Origin of the sequence: Leucobacter sp. UCD-THU, from assembly GCF_000349545.1 — a bacterium.
Classification (GTDB): domain Bacteria; phylum Actinomycetota; class Actinomycetes; order Actinomycetales; family Microbacteriaceae; genus Leucobacter; species Leucobacter muris.
In genome coordinates this window covers 268,865-284,791 of sequence record NZ_KB714604.1, presented here as the reverse complement: position 1 = coordinate 284,791, position 15,927 = coordinate 268,865, and the positions used below count along the sequence as shown (strand labels likewise).

13 protein-coding genes and 1 pseudogene are annotated in these 15,927 nt (G+C 71.9%); 4 read left to right on the top strand and 10 right to left on the bottom strand.

Features of this window, described 5'->3' with window-relative positions:
- Nucleotides 1-4: 4 nt before the first annotated feature.
- The 3 genes from H490_RS28765 to H490_RS28755 all read right to left on the bottom strand — a co-directional run bounded on the left by H490_RS28765 (nucleotide 5) and on the right by H490_RS28755 (nucleotide 3,444).
- Nucleotides 5-361 (bottom strand): cupin domain-containing protein, encoded by a 357-nt coding sequence (locus tag H490_RS28765; RefSeq protein WP_051066220.1) that lies wholly within the window; start codon nucleotides 359-361, stop codon nucleotides 5-7.
- 104 nt (nucleotides 362-465) lie between these two features.
- Nucleotides 466-1,872 (bottom strand): NAD(P)/FAD-dependent oxidoreductase, encoded by a 1,407-nt coding sequence (locus tag H490_RS28760; protein ID WP_031290227.1) that lies wholly within the window; start codon nucleotides 1,870-1,872, stop codon nucleotides 466-468.
- Between the two features lie 150 nt (nucleotides 1,873-2,022).
- The gene (locus H490_RS28755; RefSeq protein ID WP_017884979.1) at nucleotides 2,023-3,444 is read right to left on the bottom strand and encodes a PucR family transcriptional regulator; all 1,422 of its coding nucleotides are present in this window, start codon (nucleotides 3,442-3,444) and stop codon (nucleotides 2,023-2,025) included.
- Nucleotides 3,445-3,654: 210 nt separating this feature from the next.
- Between H490_RS28755 and H490_RS28750 the strand changes: the two genes are divergently transcribed.
- The 3 genes from H490_RS28750 (at nucleotide 3,655) to mgtE (ending at nucleotide 6,571) form a co-directional block, all read left to right on the top strand.
- Nucleotides 3,655-4,077, top strand: coding sequence for a DUF1801 domain-containing protein (locus tag H490_RS28750; protein WP_017884978.1), 423 nt, complete (start codon nucleotides 3,655-3,657; stop codon nucleotides 4,075-4,077).
- A gap of 119 nt (nucleotides 4,078-4,196) precedes the next feature.
- Nucleotides 4,197-4,829 carry a LysE family translocator gene (locus H490_RS28745; protein ID WP_017884977.1) on the top strand — a complete coding sequence of 211 codons (633 nt, stop codon included), beginning with the start codon at nucleotides 4,197-4,199 and terminating at the stop codon, nucleotides 4,827-4,829.
- Between the two features lie 383 nt (nucleotides 4,830-5,212).
- Nucleotides 5,213-6,571: a magnesium transporter gene (gene mgtE / locus H490_RS28740; protein WP_017884976.1), complete on the top strand. Its 1,359-nt coding sequence runs from the start codon at nucleotides 5,213-5,215 to the stop codon at nucleotides 6,569-6,571.
- A 51-nt stretch (nucleotides 6,572-6,622) separates the two neighbouring features.
- Here mgtE and H490_RS28735 read toward each other — a convergent pair whose 3' ends face one another.
- The 7 genes from H490_RS28735 to rplS form a co-directional block, all read right to left on the bottom strand.
- Nucleotides 6,623-9,670, bottom strand: a complete 3,048-nt coding sequence (locus H490_RS28735; RefSeq protein WP_017884975.1) for an aminotransferase — start codon at nucleotides 9,668-9,670, stop codon at nucleotides 6,623-6,625.
- Between the two features lie 21 nt (nucleotides 9,671-9,691).
- A complete protein-coding gene (locus H490_RS28730; protein ID WP_017884974.1) occupies nucleotides 9,692-10,333 on the bottom strand; it encodes a non-canonical purine NTP pyrophosphatase in 642 nt (213 codons plus the stop codon).
- Between the two features lie 2 nt (nucleotides 10,334-10,335).
- Nucleotides 10,336-11,076: a ribonuclease PH gene (gene rph / locus H490_RS28725; RefSeq protein ID WP_017884973.1), complete on the bottom strand. Its 741-nt coding sequence runs from the start codon at nucleotides 11,074-11,076 to the stop codon at nucleotides 10,336-10,338.
- A gap of 104 nt (nucleotides 11,077-11,180) precedes the next feature.
- Nucleotides 11,181-12,020: a glutamate racemase gene (gene murI, locus H490_RS28720; protein WP_017884972.1), complete on the bottom strand. Its 840-nt coding sequence runs from the start codon at nucleotides 12,018-12,020 to the stop codon at nucleotides 11,181-11,183.
- Between the two features lie 56 nt (nucleotides 12,021-12,076).
- Nucleotides 12,077-12,721, bottom strand: a complete 645-nt coding sequence (locus tag H490_RS28715; RefSeq protein ID WP_031290225.1) for a ribonuclease HII — start codon at nucleotides 12,719-12,721, stop codon at nucleotides 12,077-12,079.
- 146 nt (nucleotides 12,722-12,867) lie between these two features.
- A complete protein-coding gene (gene lepB / locus H490_RS28710; RefSeq protein ID WP_017884970.1) occupies nucleotides 12,868-13,581 on the bottom strand; it encodes a signal peptidase I in 714 nt (237 codons plus the stop codon).
- Between the two features lie 119 nt (nucleotides 13,582-13,700).
- A complete protein-coding gene (gene rplS / locus H490_RS28705) occupies nucleotides 13,701-14,048 on the bottom strand; it encodes a 50S ribosomal protein L19 (RefSeq protein ID WP_017884969.1) in 348 nt (115 codons plus the stop codon).
- Between the two features lie 288 nt (nucleotides 14,049-14,336).
- Between rplS and H490_RS28700 the strand changes: the two are divergent.
- Nucleotides 14,337-15,927 (top strand): annotated as a pseudogene (locus tag H490_RS28700) (RecQ family ATP-dependent DNA helicase); the annotation flags it as partial.

The window sequence follows — 15,927 nt, the reverse complement described above, 5'->3', positions numbered from 1 at the left end:
CCTCCTAGTCGCGGATGATGGTGAAGGACTTGGTCAGGGTCGCGTCGATCTCCCAGCGTCCCCGCCACCCCTCGGGCAGAAGGGCCGTGGACCCCGACCGGAGCTCGGTCACGGCGCCGTGCTCGCTGACCAGTCGGCCGCTGCCGCCGATGATGTGCACGAACTCGACGTAGCCCGCGTGGTCGGTCGAGAACGCACCGGGAGTGACCCGCCAGAGACCCATCTGAGCCTTCGGCGTGTCGCGCAGCACGTGCGTCGACGTCTCGGGTGCGCCGCTCAGCACCTTCGCCTGCGGCACCGCGACGAAGGCGGGCCACTGGATCCGGTCGGAGTCGACGGCTTCGGTCTCTGCGAAACTCACGTGTGTTCCTCTGCTCTCTGAGAAGGGGGTGGGAAGGGATGGGGGCGCGCTGAAACGCCCTCGCGCGGCGCGGCGGAGGGGCGGGGCGCGACTCCGGGGGTTCGCTAGCGGCCGCTGACGAGGTTGGCCATGCGCGCGGTCCAGTGTGTGCGGGGCGCGTCGAGGGCATACTCGCGCTTGTCGGCGTATCCGTAGACGGCGTAGAGCGCGGTCGCTCCGATCCAGCGCACGGGCTCGATCTCCCAGTTGCGCGCCCGGCGGCCGATCCACGGCAGGCGCGCGAGCGCGGTGTCCTCGCCCAGGATCAGATCGCGCATGGTGCGCGCGGCGAGGTTCGTGCCCGAGAGGCCGTGGCCGACGTAGCCGCCGGCGGTCAGCACACCGGATGAGCGGTCGAAGTTGACCGAGGCACACCAGTCGCGCGGAACGCCGAGCACACCCGACCAGGACTGCTCCAGGCGCACGTCGGCGAGAGCCGGGAAGAGCTCGCCCAGCCGCTTCTTCAGCTGCAGCACGGCGGAGTCGGCGGTGCGCCCCTCGCGGTCGAAGCTCGATCGGAAGTTGTAGGGCACTCCCCTGCCGCCGATCGCGATGCGGCCGTCCTGCGTGCGATGCATGTAGGTGAAACTGTGCGCCACATCGCCCACGAGTTCCGCTCCGCGCCACCCGACCGCATCGAGCTGGGCGTCGGAGAGCCGCTCGGTGATGACCATGCTGCTGTTCATCGGCAGCAGCTTGCGGGCCTTGCCCTGCAGCGAGAGCGTGTACCCCTCGAGCGCTTCCACGACGAACTTCGCGCCGACGACGCCCCGGTCGGTGTGCACCCGATGCGGCTCCACGCTGATCGCGGTCGTGCCCTCGTAGATCGTGACCCCGAGCCCCTCGACGGTCGCCGCGAGCCCGCGCGTGTACTTGGCGGGGTGCACCCGGGCGCAGTGGGGGGTCCAGTAGCCGCCCTGGGCGCCCTCGATGCGCACGCGCTCGCCGAGCTCGGCGGGCGACAGCTCGAACACGTCGCCCTCGCCCCAGCCCTGCTGCCGCATCTCGGCGATGTGAGCGCGGGCGCGGGCGAGCTGGGCGGCGTTGGTGGCGGCGTGGACGAGGCCGTCGTGCACGAGATCCTCGGAGAAGCCCTCGGCCCGTGCGACTTCGATCGACTCGCGCACCGCGCCGAACATCTCCCGCTGTAGCGCGCGGGCGGCTTCGACGCCTCCGGACTTCGCATACCGGCGGAACTGACCCGCGGGCTCCGCGCTCATCCAGCCTCCGTTGCGGCCCGAGGCTCCGAATCCCGCGAACTCGCGCTCGATGATGACGATCTCGAGCTCGGGCCGCGCCTTCTTGAGGTAGTAGGCGGTCCAGAGCCCCGTGAGGCCGGCGCCGACGATCGCGACGTCGGCGGAGACGTCTCCCGGCAGGGCCGGCCTCGGCGTCGGCCGGCCGGTGCTGCGCATCCAGAACGAGACCTCTCCGTTGACGAACCCCGGGGCCGAGTAACTCTGCTGCGTCATGAAATCCATATCCTCGTTGAGACGGCGGAAGCTGATGCAGCGAGCCTACGCACCGAGAATGTCGATGAGCATCGTCACGGAGATCAAAAATGATTAATCATATGTACCCTGGTATGAATACCGGCAGACGGGTCCCCCGACTGCGGACGCTCACCCTTCCGCCGCGCGCACGCTCTCCCAGGCTTGGTAGGCCACCCAGAAGGCGGCGATGTCGGCGGATCGGGTCACGCTGAGGCCCGTCTCCTGCTCGATGCGGTTCAGGCGATAGGAGAGCGTCTGGCGGTGGATGCCGAGCTCGTCGGCTGCGCGCTGCCAGTGGCGATCGTGCCGCAGATAGGCGAAGAGGCTCTCCCTCAGCTTGCGCGCCCCGTCGGAGCCCTCGGCGAGCGGGCCGAGCACGCCCCCGATGATCTCCTCGGCCTCGCGATTCGATCGCGAGAGCACGGCGATCGTCGTGCCCTCGAACTCGGTCCACGCGCGGCCGCTGAACTGAGCGGCGGTCAGCACCCGCGCCGCCTCCTCGGCGGCGGACCGCACATCGCGATAATCGATGAACACCGAGGAGACGCCGAACCGTGCCTCGGAGGCCTCGGCAAGCTCGCGGATCTGCGCCACCTGCGACAGCGGGATCAGCGCGAGGTGGCTCGTGCGCCCCGCGCCGACCAGCACCGGCAGCTCTCGCAGAGCCACCCCGCGCGCGATCCGCTCCGCTGATTCGGCGAATGCCGCGACCTGGTACCCGCCGGCCAGCGAGTCGCCGAGTATCCTCTCGGCCTCGTCGGGCTGGGTTCCGGCGAGCAGGCCGGCCAGCGCCTGCGCCGATCGCTGTGCACGCGCATCGGCGGCCCCGAGCACCCGATCGATGGTCACCTCGAGCACCTTCATGAGGTGCACCAGGATGAAGCTCTCGACGGGCTCCCCCGGGTACTCGACGAGAATCAGCTCGGCGGCGTGCCGCCCTCGCAGCGGGTAGCTGCGCACCCGGCGCTCGCTCGCTCGCGCCCCCTGCTGCGCCCGCCCCGTCTCGAGCACCGTGATGCCGGTCGCACTGTCCACGACCCGCAGATCGGCCCGGAGCAGGGCGCCGAGCCCCGCCATGAGCCCCGCGAAGTCGTCGTCGGCGTTCGCCGCGACCTGGTAGAGCTTGCTCAGCTTGAGCACCTGCAAGATCTGCGATGAGGAGGTCGCGGCGGCCACGTGCCGCGACACGACCGCGTACGGGGTCTCGGTGGCGGCCAGCAGCAGGGGGAAATCACGGCGTTCGGCCTCCGTGAGCATCGCCTCGCTCACGGGAGGCGCGACGTCGTGGTCGCCGATCATCAGGCCCGCGAGCCCGGCATCGTCCAGGCGGCGGATGAACCCGCGCTGCTCATCCGGATTCGCGGGCACGCAGAGCCCCACCGTCATCAGCAGCTCGTGCGGCCCGAGCCACTGCTCCGGCGCCTGCATCTCGCAGCTGTGCGCCCACAGCACCTCCCGGCCGAGCCCGCCCCCGCCCGCGAGCACCTCGATGCCGAGGCTCGCGGTCGACACGAGGTCCTCGACCAGCATCACGGATCCCGACTCTGCCATGATCAGATCATCGCACAACAAACCCGACCGCTTCATCACTCAGTACAGTCGCGGCCGCCGCTCGCGAACCGCCCCCGGCGCCCCTGAGATCCGCGCCCGCCCCGTTCAGCCCGCCCCGCGCCCGCTCCGGGATCGCCGCGCCCCGACCCCCGCCGCGCAGTACGATGTGTGCACACCCTGCAGGGCCCCCATCAACCGCGAGGAGATCCCATGGCAGCGAAAGAGCCCGCGATGTCACCCTCGGACACGCCCGTCGCCGAGGTGCTCGACCGAGTCGCCGGCCCGCGCCGGGCCGAGGCCGATGAGCTGCTCGCCCTCCACCGGGAACTCAGCGGCGCCGAGCCCGTCGTCTGGGCCGGCCGCATCATCGGCTTCGGGGAGTACGAGTACCGGTACGAGAGCGGGCACGGCGGCCGCGCCCCCGAGCTCGCGTTCGCCACCGGATCGGCGAAGCACACGCTCTACCTCGTCGACGGCTTCTCGGAGCGCTGGCCCGACCTCATGGAGCGGCTCGGTGCATACCGCGCGAGCAAGGCCTGCCTCTACCTCACGCGGCTCGCGAAGGTCGACCGCGGGGCGCTGCGCGAGCTGCTCGAGCACTCCCTCGCCGAGACTCGCGCGCAGTCCGCCTGAGTCGTGCAGGCCGGGCCGGGCCCGCAGTCTCCTCTGGCCGCGTCTGAGAGGATGGGGGTCGTGCCCGCTGCCCCGCTCCGCCGCCCCGATACAGCCCCGAGCCGACCGGGGCCGCGCCGATGACCGCGGCCGGCTGGGGCGGGCTGCTCCTGGCCTGGTTCGCGGCGCTCGCACTGCCCGGGCCCGACATCTTCCTGCTGCTGCGCCTCGGGGTGCGGCAGCGACGCGCAGCCGTGCTCGCGGCGCTCGGCATCATGAGCGGCAACCTGCTCTGGATCGTCGTCTCGGTGCTGGGGCTCGCCGCGCTCTTCCAAGCGCTGCCCGGCCTGCTGCCGATCATGCAGAGCGCGGGCGCACTGGTGCTCGGCTTCCTCGGGGCGCAGAGCATGCGGAGCGGGATCGCGCAGCTGCGCGTTGCAGAGGCGGATCGGGGTGAGGGATCGGTGTCCCGGCCGTGGCTGCTGGGATTCACCACGAACCTCGCCAACCCGAAGGCCCTGATCTTCTTCACGGCGCTGCTGGCGCAGTTCCTGCCCGCGGGGGCGGGCTGGGACACCCGGATCGCGATCATCGCCGCGATGGTCGCCGTCGGTGTCGCCTGGTTCCTCTCGATCGCGATCGCGTCGTCGGCCGCCGCGTTCCGCGGCTGGTTCGGTCGCGCCGCCCCCTGGTTCGACATCGTGGCGGGGGCGCTCTTCGTGGTCATCGCCGCGGCGATCCTCGCGGAGGCGGTTCTCGCAGTCGTCCGCTGAACGGAGCGGCTCGGCGCGGGACGGCTCCGCGCCGCGGGCCGGGACGTCGGGAGGTGCTCGCACGGCGTACCGGCGCACGCCGACACGTCGACCGGGCTTGTCGCCGATCCGCGTTCCTGTTAGGGTCGCTGCGGATCGTGTCGCGCCCGCTGTGCCGGAGCTCGCGGTCCCCGACCCACGACCCGAAGCGAGGTGAGCCCATGCCCAGTGACAGTTGCAGTCACCAGCCGGGCCACGTGCTCGCCCCTTCGACCCGCTCCGACTAGTCGAGGCGGCGCTGCGGCCCGGCGCATCTCTCTGAGCGCCGCGTTCCGCACAGGTTTCGCGGTGCGCCGACCCGCGCCCGCGCCGTCCAGGCGTGCGCCTCCTGTGAAGGAGCTCACATGACCACCCAGAGCATTCCCGTCGTCGACGGGCTCATCGACACCATCGAGCAGCAGCTCGCCGCCCGTGACCTGCACGCGCTGACCGAGACCCTGGCCCCGCTCACGGCCGCCGACCTGGTTCCGCTCTTCGACCGCCTCAGCCTGCGGCGACGAGCGGTGGTGTTCCGATTGCTCGGCAAGCAGCGAGCGCTCGAGGTCTTCGAATCGCTCGACCCCGAGCTGCAGAGCGATCTGCTCGCAGGGCTGCACGATGCCGAGGTCGCGCGGCTCTTCGCCGAGCTCGATCCCGACGATCGCGCCTGGCTGCTCGAGGAGCTGCCCGCGTCGCTCGCGACTCGACTGCTGCGGGGCCTGCCCGAGACGGATCGGGTGCTCACTGCGGCCGTGCTCGGCTACCCCCAGGGCAGCGTCGGCCGGCGCATGACGCCCGAGTACGTATGGACCAGGATCGGGCTGACCGTCGACCAGTCGCTCGCCCGGGTGCGCGCCCGGCTCGACGACGCCGAGACGGTCTACACGATCCCCGTGCTGGACGACGTCAGACGAGTCGTCGGCGTCGTCAGCCTGCGAGACCTGCTCGGCGCCGATCCCCGCGCGAGCGTCGAGGAACTGATGCAGCAGGCGCACACCGCCGCGGCCGTCGAGCACGCGGAGAGCGCGGCTCGCCGGTGCGCCGATCTCGCGCTGCTCGCGATGCCGATCGTCGACAGCGAGCAGCGCCTCGTCGGCATGTTCACCATCGACGACGCCGTGCGCATCCTCGAGCGCGAGGAGAACGAGGACACGGCGAGGCAGGGCGGCACCGAGCCGCTGCGGCGCCCCTACCTGTCGACGCCCGTGCGCTCGATCGTGCGCTCCCGAGTGGTGTGGCTGCTCGTGCTCGCGATCGGGGCGACCCTCACGGTGCAGGTGCTGTCGGTGTTCGAGTCGACGCTCGAGCGGGTGACGGTCCTGGCGCTGTTCGTCCCGCTGCTCATCGGCACCGGCGGCAACACGGGCAACCAGGCCGCCACCACCGTCACTCGGGCACTCGCCCTCGGAGACGTGGGCCCGAGGGACCTGCTGCGGGTGCTCTCGCGCGAGCTGCGCACCGGGGCGATGCTCGGCCTGCTGCTCGGCGGGCTGGGCTTCGCGGTCGCCGGGCTCGTCTACTCGCCGCAGATCGGCGCGGTGATCGGGATCACGCTGCTCACCGTCTGCACGGTGGCCGCTGCCGTGGGCGGCTGCATGCCGCTGCTGGCACGGGCGGTGCGCGTCGACCCGGCGGTCTTCTCCAACCCGTTCATCTCGACGTTCGTCGACGCGACCGGTCTGATCGTCTACTTCATGATCGCGAAGACGATCCTGCAGTTGTGAGAGCGGTGCGGCCGGCGGGTTGCGACGCGACGCGAGCCGCCGGCCGCGGGATCACCAGCCGGTGCTCAGCACGCGATCGAGTTGGGCGACGACGAAGTCGGCGCTCTCCTCGGTGAGGCAGAGCGGGGGCTTCACCTTGAGCACGTTCGAGCGCTCCGAGGTGGTGAGCACGATCACCCCGAGCTCGCGCAGCCGTTCGCAGATCGCGGCGGCCTCCTCGGTGGCGGGCTCCATCGTCTCGCGGTCGCGCACCAGCTCGACGCCGAGGTAGAGCCCCTCGCCGTGCACGGGGCCGATGATGTCGTGCTGCTCGGCGAGAGCCCGGAAGCCGTCGGCGAGGCGCCGGCCGACGAAGTGCGCGTTCTGCTGCAGCCCCTCGCTCTGCATCGCGTCGAGCACTGCGAGCCCCACGCGGCAGCTGAGCGGGTTGCCGCCCGCCGACGAGAAGAACTGACCCTGCGTGGCGAGCGCATCGGCGATGCGCTTCGAGGTGATGACACCGCCGATCGGGAATCCGTTGCCCATGGGCTTCGCGATGGTGATGAGGTCGGGGGCGACTCCCGACTGTTCGAAGCCCCAGAAGCTCGACCCCATGCGACCGAACCCGACCTGCACCTCGTCTGCGATGCACAGACCGCCCGCGGCGCGAACCCGGTCGTAGACCTCGGCGAGGTAGCCGTCGGGCAGCAGCACGCCGCCCGCGTTGCCGAGCACCGATTCGCAGATGAAACCGGCGATGTGTCGCCCCGACGCCGCGAGGGCGCCGAGGTCGCCCCCGAGGTCGGCGGCGTAGCGGGCCCCGACGCTCGTGTCGCCCGCCTCGCCGCGGTAGGTGCCCCGGAACCGGTTGGGCACGTCGGCCACGTGGATCCAGTCGGGGCGGTTCTCGAGGGCGTACGGGTTGTCGTAGGCGCTCGTGGTGACGGCGTCTGAGGCCATGGTCCAGCCGTGGTACGCCTCGCGCAGCGCGACGACCGTCTTGCGGCCCGTGGCGGCCTGAGCGAGCCGAAGCGCGAGGTCGACCGCTTCGGAACCCGAGTTCACGAGCAGCACCGTGTCGAGATCCGAGCCTTCGGGGAGCAGGGCGAGGAGGCGCTCGCTGTACTCGGCCAGCTCGCGGTAGAGGAAGCGGGAGTTGGTGTTCAGGATGCGGATCTGCCGGTTCACCGCGTCGGCGACGCCCGGATGCCCGTGCCCGAGGCCGGTCACGTTGTTGACCATGTCGACGTAGGCTCGCCCCGTGGTGTCGACGAGGTGGTGGCGCCAGCCGCGCTCGATCTGCATGGGGCTCGCGTAGTAGCGCTCCTGCGCGCTCGCGAAGATCTGCTCGCGCCTCGTCTGCTCGTCGGCGGACTCGTCGCGCTGCACGAGCGAGTCGAGGCCGAGGATCGACGCCGGGTCGTGCGTGAAGCGCGCCCACGCCGGCACGCGCTCGGGGGCGACGAGTTGCGCTCGCCCCTGCTGCGGAACCTCGACCGAGAGGATGGGCGGCTCGGCTCCGTCGAGCGCGTCGCCGCGGCACACCGTCACCGTGAGAGGACGGGGATCCGAGGACGCCGCGAGGCGTGCGATCGGGTCTGCCGCACGAACGTCGGCGCCGACCTCCACCTGCGCCGGGACACCGTCGATCGAGAGGAACCAGCCGTTCTGCAGTTCGAGCAGCACGCCGCGCTCCGTCGCCGCCGCGACACTGCCCGAGAGGGGCGCGAGCACGTCGAGCGCGCCTCCGCCGCCCACCCACAGCTCGGTGCCGATGGGCCAGGTCTCGGCCGCGTCGACGGAGTCGATCGCCGTGCGCGTGAGCCGGTAGACGCCGTACGGCAGCACTGCGACTGCGGCGCCGTCGCGCAACGCGGCATCGACCAGACGACGCTCCGCGACGTCTCGTTCGAGCCACGTGCCGGCGTCGAGCGCCTCGCTCTCGACGCCCGGGTCGACCATGGCGACCCCGCCGGTGAGGCCCGCCAGCAGCGCGCCGAGCGGGCGCTGGCCGGGACCGCCCGGCCCGTCGACGCCCGCACGGCGAGGAATGCTCGGCGCGGCGACGAGGCGCAGCCCTTGCCCGTGGGGGACGCCCTGCATGCCGAGGCGCGCGAGCACCTGCTCGGTCGCCTCCGCGAGCGGCAGCGCGGTCGCGGCGTCGAAGATCGCCTGCTCCCCCGCGATGCGCTCGCGGGCATAGTCGTTGCCGCCGTCGATCTCGAGCTGGCGCCAGCCGCTCGCGACGAGCACGGCCGCGCGCAGCACGATCAGCGGCCAGACGGCGCGCGCCTCGGCGATGGAGAGCGGCGCGGCGCGGTGGAACGCCGCGATCGTGTCGAGCACCCGCAGGGGCCGCTCGGGGTCGTGGTGCAGCATCGAGCTCGCCGTGACGGCGAGCTCGGAGACGCGCCAGCCGTAGGCGAGATCGCCGAGGTCGAGCACCACGTGCGGGTGCAGGCGGCGATCATCGCCGCGACGACCCGTCACATTGTCGTCGGTGAGGTCGCCGTGGATCGCCTGCGTCGGCAGCGCCGCGCTCACGAGGTCGAGCTGCCGCTGCGCCGCTTCGGCCGCCGCGAGCACGCGCTGCCGCAGCTCCTCGTCGGCGATCGAGTGACCGAGCCCCGCGGTCTGCTCGTGCGCGACGCCCATGATCCACATGTGGTCGCGGGCGAGGCCCGGGTGGGATAGGCCCTCGAGCGCGTTCACCGAGGCCGCCGCGAGCGCGCCGAACTCCTCGAGCACCACGGGGGCGAGGTAGCCCGCGTCGACGAGCGGCTCGCCTTCCGCGAACTCGCTGCGCCGAACCGCGAAGCCGCGCCAGCGCTGCGTGAGGGAGCCGTCGAGGCCGGGCAGCACCGAGGCGACCGGCACGCCGGCGGCGCGGTACGCATCGAGCGCCGCATGCTGGGCGTCGCGCTCGGCGTCGCCGAAGACCGGGTTGTCGACGCGCAGCACGCTGCGACCGCCGTCGGCCTCGAGCAGCACGAAGTTGCGGTCCTGGTTGCTGCCGAGCTCGTGCGCCTCGGCCTCGATGCCGAAGCACTCGCGCGCGATGGCCGCCGCGTCGACCTCGGACACGTTCGGCCGCACGAGGCCGCCCTGGGGTTCGGTCATGTCGCGTTCTCCTCGTCGGGTTCAGCTCGGAAGGTGTTCGCCGCCCAGCTGGGAGCGGATCGAGGGGGCCAGCGCGGAGAACGCGCGGGTGCGGTGCGAGAGCAGGTCTTTCTCGGCCCCGGTCAGCTCGGCGGCCGAGCGCTGCTCGCCCTGCGGCTGGAAGACGGGATCGTAGCCGAAGCCGTGCTCTCCCGCCGGCTGCCGCAGCACGCGGCCGGGCCAGACGCCCAGCTCGCAGACCTCGCCCGCTCCGGGCCCGCCCGTGAGATCGGCGCCCTCACCGGGAGGCACGACGAGAGCGGCCGCGCACACGAAGCTCGCCGCCCGATGCTCGTCGGCGACGTCGGTGAGCTGCCACAGCAGCAGATCGACATTGGCGGTGTCGCTGCGCGACGGGCCGCCCCAGCGCGCCGAGAAGATGCCCGGGCAGCCGCCGAGCACGTCGACCGCGATGCCGGAGTCATCGGCGATGGCCGGCAGCCCGGTGTGGGCCGCGGCCGCGCGCGCCTTGATGAGGGCGTTCTCCTCGAAGCTGAGCCCGTTCTCGACCGGCTCGGGGCCGTTGTAGCCGACGAGCTCGATGCCGGGGATCAGCGGGCCGAGGATGCGCCGCAGCTCCTCGAGCTTGTGGGCGTTGTGGGAGGCGAGTACCAGCCGGGTCACGATTATCGCCCCTCGGCCAGCACCGAGCGCTGGATCTCGGCGAGCTCGGAGGCGCTCGTCAGCGCGAGATCGAGCAGCCCGTCGAGCTCGGCGCGGTTGAACGGCACGCCCTCGGCGGTGCCCTGCACCTCGACGAAGTCGCCGGATCCGGTCACCACGACGTTCATATCGGTCTCTGCACTCGAATCTTCGACGTAGGCCAGGTCGGTCATCGGCGTCGTGCCGACGATGCCGACCGACACCGCGGCGACGCTGTCGCGCAGCGGCTGGGCCTTGCGCGCGATATGGCCCTCGGACCGGGCCCACTCGATGGCGTCGGCCAGCGCCACGTAAGCGCCGGTGATCGACGCCGTGCGGGTGCCGCCGTCGGCCTGCAGCACGTCGCAGTCGATCACGATCGTGTTCTCGCCCAGCGCCTTCGTGTCGATCACGGCGCGCAGGCTGCGGCCGATCAGCCGCGAGATCTCGTGCGTGCGACCGCCGATCTTGCCGCGCACCGACTCGCGCTGCATGCGCTCGTTGGTGGAGCGCGGCAGCATCGAGTACTCGGCCGTGACCCAGCCGGTGCCCCGCCCAGCCAGCCAGCGCGGCACGCCGGGGGTGAACGAGGCGGTGCAGAGCACCCGCGTGCCGCCGAAGGAGATCAGCGCGCTGCCCTCGGCCTGCGAGCTCCAGCCCCGCTCGATCGTCACCGGGCGCAGCTGCTGCGGGGTGCGCCCATCGGCGCGGGTCTCATCACTCATGTTCTCTCTTTCGGTCGGGGGTCGGGTCGGGGGGCACCGCCTCGGTTCGGCTCTGCCAGCACGCTACCGGCAGCCGCCGACACTCATCGGGATCGGCGCGCGGGTCAGCCGGGCAGTGTGATCGCGCCGGTCTCGAGGCGGTCGACGGCGTCGATGCCGATCCCGAGCATGCGTCGCGCGAGGTCGACGAAGCCGCGGGTGTCATCGCCCGTCGCCTCGTAGCGCAGCATCGGATCGCCCGCGGCCGGCGGCCGCAGCAGCTCCTGCTCGGTCAGCACCCGGAACACCTCGTTCGCGGTCTCGATGTCGCTCGACACGAGCGCCACGTCGGGTCCGACGACGCGGGCCAGCGCCCCGCGCAGGAACGGGTAGTGGGTGCAGCCCAGCACGAGCGTGTCGATGCGCTGGGCGACGAGCGGGGCGAGGTACTGCTCGGCGATCGCGTGCACCTCGGGTCCGCTCGTGAGGCCGGCCTCGACGAGCTCGACAAAACGCGGGCAGGCGGCCGCGGTGAGCGCGATCTCGGGCCGCATGGAGAAGAGGTCGTCGTAGGCGCGCGACTGGATGGTGCCCTGCGTGCCGATCAGGCCGACCCGACCGTTGCGGGTGATCGCGGCGGCGCTGCGCACGGTCGGGCCGATGACCTCGACCACGGGCACGTCGTAGCGCTCGCGCGCGTCGCGCAGCACGGCCGCCGATGCGGTGTTGCAGGCGATCACCAGCATCTTCACGCCCTGCGCGACGAGGCCGTCGAGGATCTCGAGCGCGAAGCGGCGCACCTCGGCGATGGGGCGCGGCCCGTACGGCGTGCGCAGCGTGTCGCCCACGTAGATCATCGACTCGTGCGGCAGCTGATCCCGGATCGCCCGGGCCACCGTCAGGCCGCCGACTCCCGAGTCGAACACCCCGATCGGCGCATCGGGCGAAATATCGCGGTTGCTCACCGCACCAGCTTATCGTCCCGTCCCGACCCTCCGCCGAGCGCCCCGCAGCGGCTCGGCTACGCGCGGGGCCGTGTGATCCAGGTGTGCCGGTGCAGCTCGGTGAGGCCGCGGGCGGTGATCCCCTCGTAGTGCGCCCGGGATCCGTAGCCCTTGTTCGACGACCAGCCGTACTCGGGATGCGCCTCGTGCGCCTCGCGCATCAGCGCGTCGCGCTCGACCTTCGCGCGCACGGAGGCGGCTGCGACCGAGGCGCAGCTGCGATCCGCGCCCACCCGGGTGCGCACGCGCAGCGGCGAGCGGAGCGCGGGCGTGAGCCAGTCGTGCGATCCGTCGAGCAGGATCAGCGCCCGCTCCACCGCCACGCCCGCCGCGTGCAGCTCGAGCAGCGCACGCCGGCCCGCCTCGCCGAGCATCGCGCCGATGCCGTGCTCGTCGATCTCCTCGGCGCTCGCGAAGCCCACCGCGCCCGCGCCCCAGCCGCGCACGAGCGGCGCCATCGCCTCTCGCCGCTTCTCGCTCAGCAGCTTGGAGTCGCGCAGCCCCTCCGGGAACTCGCACGTGCCGCGGACCACGGCGTGCACGCCGACCGCGACCGGGCCCGCTACGGCGCCCCGCCCCACCTCGTCGACGCCGATCACGAGGTCGAAGCCCTCGTCGAAGCAGCCGAGTTCGACGTCGAGGGTGGGATCCTTCGGCGGCACCGCGGCTCGCGCCTGCGCCTGCGTCTCGGCCCGCCGAGGGGCGCCCGCGCCGACCTCAGCCTGCTGCGCGACGGCCCCACGCGAACCGGCGGGTACCACGAGAGCCCGATCGGGAGCGAGCGCCAGCGCGTCCGCGGAGTCCCGGCTCACTGCTCTCGCGCCTGCTCGACGCCGGTGAACGTGTGCTCGGGCGTGCCCAGCCAGGTGAAGCGGTTGAGCGGCCAGTTGAGCACGAACGCGCGGCCCACGATCTCGGTCTCGGGCACGAAGCCGCGGCCGGGCTGATCCTGGTTGTAGCGTGAATCCTTGCTCTGGTAGCGGTTGTCGCCCATCACCCAGACCGACCCCTCGGGCACGGTGACGTCGAAGTCGATCTTCGAGGCGCGGCCGCCCTCGCCGTCGGGGATCACGATGTAGGGCTCGTCGAGCGGCACGCCGTTCACGGTCACCCGGCCGTCGGCGTCGCAGCACTGCACCCGGTCGCCGCCGACCCCGATCACGCGCTTCACGACGTACTCGTTGCTCGTGTCGGCCGCGAGGCCCACGGCCTGCAGCACCTTCTCGAAGCCTTGGGGGGGCTCGGTGCCGCGCGGCAGCAGCCAGCCGCCCGGATCCTTGAAGACCACGATGTCGCCCCGGTTCACCGAGACCACGTCGGGCACCAGCTGGTTCACCAGGATGCGGTCGTCGACCTGGAGGGTCTGCTCCATCGACTCGGACGGGATGTAGAAGCTGCGCACGAGGAAGGTCTTCAGCAGGAACGAGACGAGGAACGCGACCACCAGGATCACGATCAGGTCGCGGATGAACCCGAGGATCCCGCTCCCGCGCCGCCGAGGCCTCCCAGCCGCTTCGTTCATCTCGCATTCCCTCTCCGGTGCCGCCGATCCGTCGGCCGCACCCGTCCATCCTGCCACCCGAGCCCTGGGAAAACAGAAACCCCCGCCGAAGCGGGGGTTTCTGCTCAGGAAGGCCCGACTCAGATGTCGCGCTTCTCCTTGATCTTGGCCTTCTTGCCGGTGAGGCCGCGCAGGTAGTAGAGCTTCGCACGGCGCACGTCGCCGCGAGTCACGACCTCGATCTTGTCGATCGCGGGCGAGTGCACGGGGAACTTGCGCTCCACGCCCACCTGGAAGCTGATCTTGCGCACCGTGAAGGTCTCACGCACACCCTCGCCGTGGCGAGCGATCACGACGCCCTGGAACACCTGGACACGCGAGCGGTTGCCCTCGACGATGTTGACGTGCACCTTGACGGTGTCGCCGGCGCGGAACTCGGGGATGTCGCTCTTGAGCGACGAGGCGTCGACGTGGTCGAGCTTCTGCATGATTGTCTCTCTCTGCGCCCGCCGCAAGTCGGAACGCGGAATGAAGGTGAAAGTACTGGGTGTTCGGCTCACGGCGTGTGCGGACCCTTACGGCAGTGCCGCACCGTGGCACAAGGAACTATTATGCCACATCGGCGGCGGAGGTCGAAGCCGTGTCTCGGCGTGCGCTCGGTGCGTGATCCGGCCTCGGCGAGACCGCCCCGCCCATTCTCCCCTCACCGGAGCCGGATCTCTGACCGAAGCCGTGCGGGACCGGTCGATGTCAGCGGTCTCTGCCATCATCGGGGCATGGAACCCCAGCACGAGACCCTGCGCACCGAGGCCCGCGAACTGCTGATCCAGCTCACCGGGCGGCCCGACGCCGACTTCCACGACGGGCAGTTCGAGGCGGTGCACGCGCTCGTGGCCGACCGCCGCAGGGCGCTCGTGGTGCAGCGCACCGGCTGGGGCAAGTCTGCGGTCTACTTCGTGGCGACCGCGCTGCTGCGCAGACGGGGCGCGGGGCCCACGCTGCTCGTCTCGCCGCTGCTCGCCCTGATGCGCGATCAGGTCGCCGCGGCCGAGCGGGCGGGCGTGCGCGCCGCGGCGATCAACTCCGCCACCGCAGACGAGTGGGATCGGATCGAGGCCCGGCTCGCGGCCGACGAGATCGACGTGCTGCTGGTCTCCCCCGAGCGCCTGAACAATCCGCGCTTCCGAGAGCAGCAGCTGCCGGGGCTGCTCGACCGCATGGGCCTGCTCGTGATCGACGAGGCCCACTGCATCTCCGACTGGGGGCACGACTTCCGGCCCGACTACCGCCGCATCGCCGCGCTCCTCGCCGGGCTCGACCGCGACGTGCCCGTGCTCGCCACCACGGCCACCGCCAACGCCCGCGTGGTCGACGACGTGGTCGACCAGCTGGGGCACGACGTGCTGACCCTGCGCGGCTCGCTGGCCCGCGACTCGCTGCGGCTCGGCTGCCTGTCGCTGCCGACTCCCCGCGAGCGACTGGCGTGGCTCGTCGCCCACCTGGGCGACCTGCCCGGCAGCGGCATCGTCTACGCGCTCACGGTCTCGGCCGCCGAAGACACCGCGCTGCTGCTGCGCGACGCCGGGTACGAGGTCGCCGCCTACACGGGGCGCACCGACCCCGAAGAGCGGGAACGGCTCGAGGCCGCGCTCAAGGCGAACGGGGTGAAGGCGCTCATCGCCACGAGCGCCCTCGGCATGGGCTTCGACAAACCCGATCTGGGCTTCGTCGTGCACCTCGGGGCGCCCTCGTCGCCCGTCGCCTACTACCAGCAGGTCGGCCGCGCGGGCCGCGGCGCGGCGAACGCCGACGTACTGCTGCTGCCGGGCTCCGAGGACGAGGCGATCTGGCGGTACTTCGCCACCGCGTCGATGCCCGACCCCGATCGGGCGGCGGCCGTGCTGGCCGCCCTCGGGGCGCCCGGCTCAGCTCCCCTGTCGACGCCAGCGCTCGAGGCGCGCGTCGACATCCGGCGCAGCCCGCTCGAGCTGCTGCTCAAGGTGCTCGACGTCGACGGCGCGGTGAGCCGGGTCTCAGGCGGGTGGGTCTCCACGGGCGCGCCATGGAGCTACGACGCCGAGCGCTACGCGCGCATCGCCTCGGCGAGAATCGCCGAGCAGCGCTCGATGCTCGAGTACGAACGCGGCGAGCGGTGCCGCATGGAGATGCTGCAGCACGATCTCGACGACCCGAGCGCGGCGCCCTGCGGTCGCTGCGACGTCTGCGCGGGGGCCTGGTATCCCTCGGAGGTGCCGGCGCAGGCGGCCGAGCGGGCCTCGGGCCAGCTGGAACGCGTGGGCGTGCCGATCGAGCCGCGCGGCATGTGGCCGACCGGCGCGGATTTTCGAATACATTTTGGACGCTTTT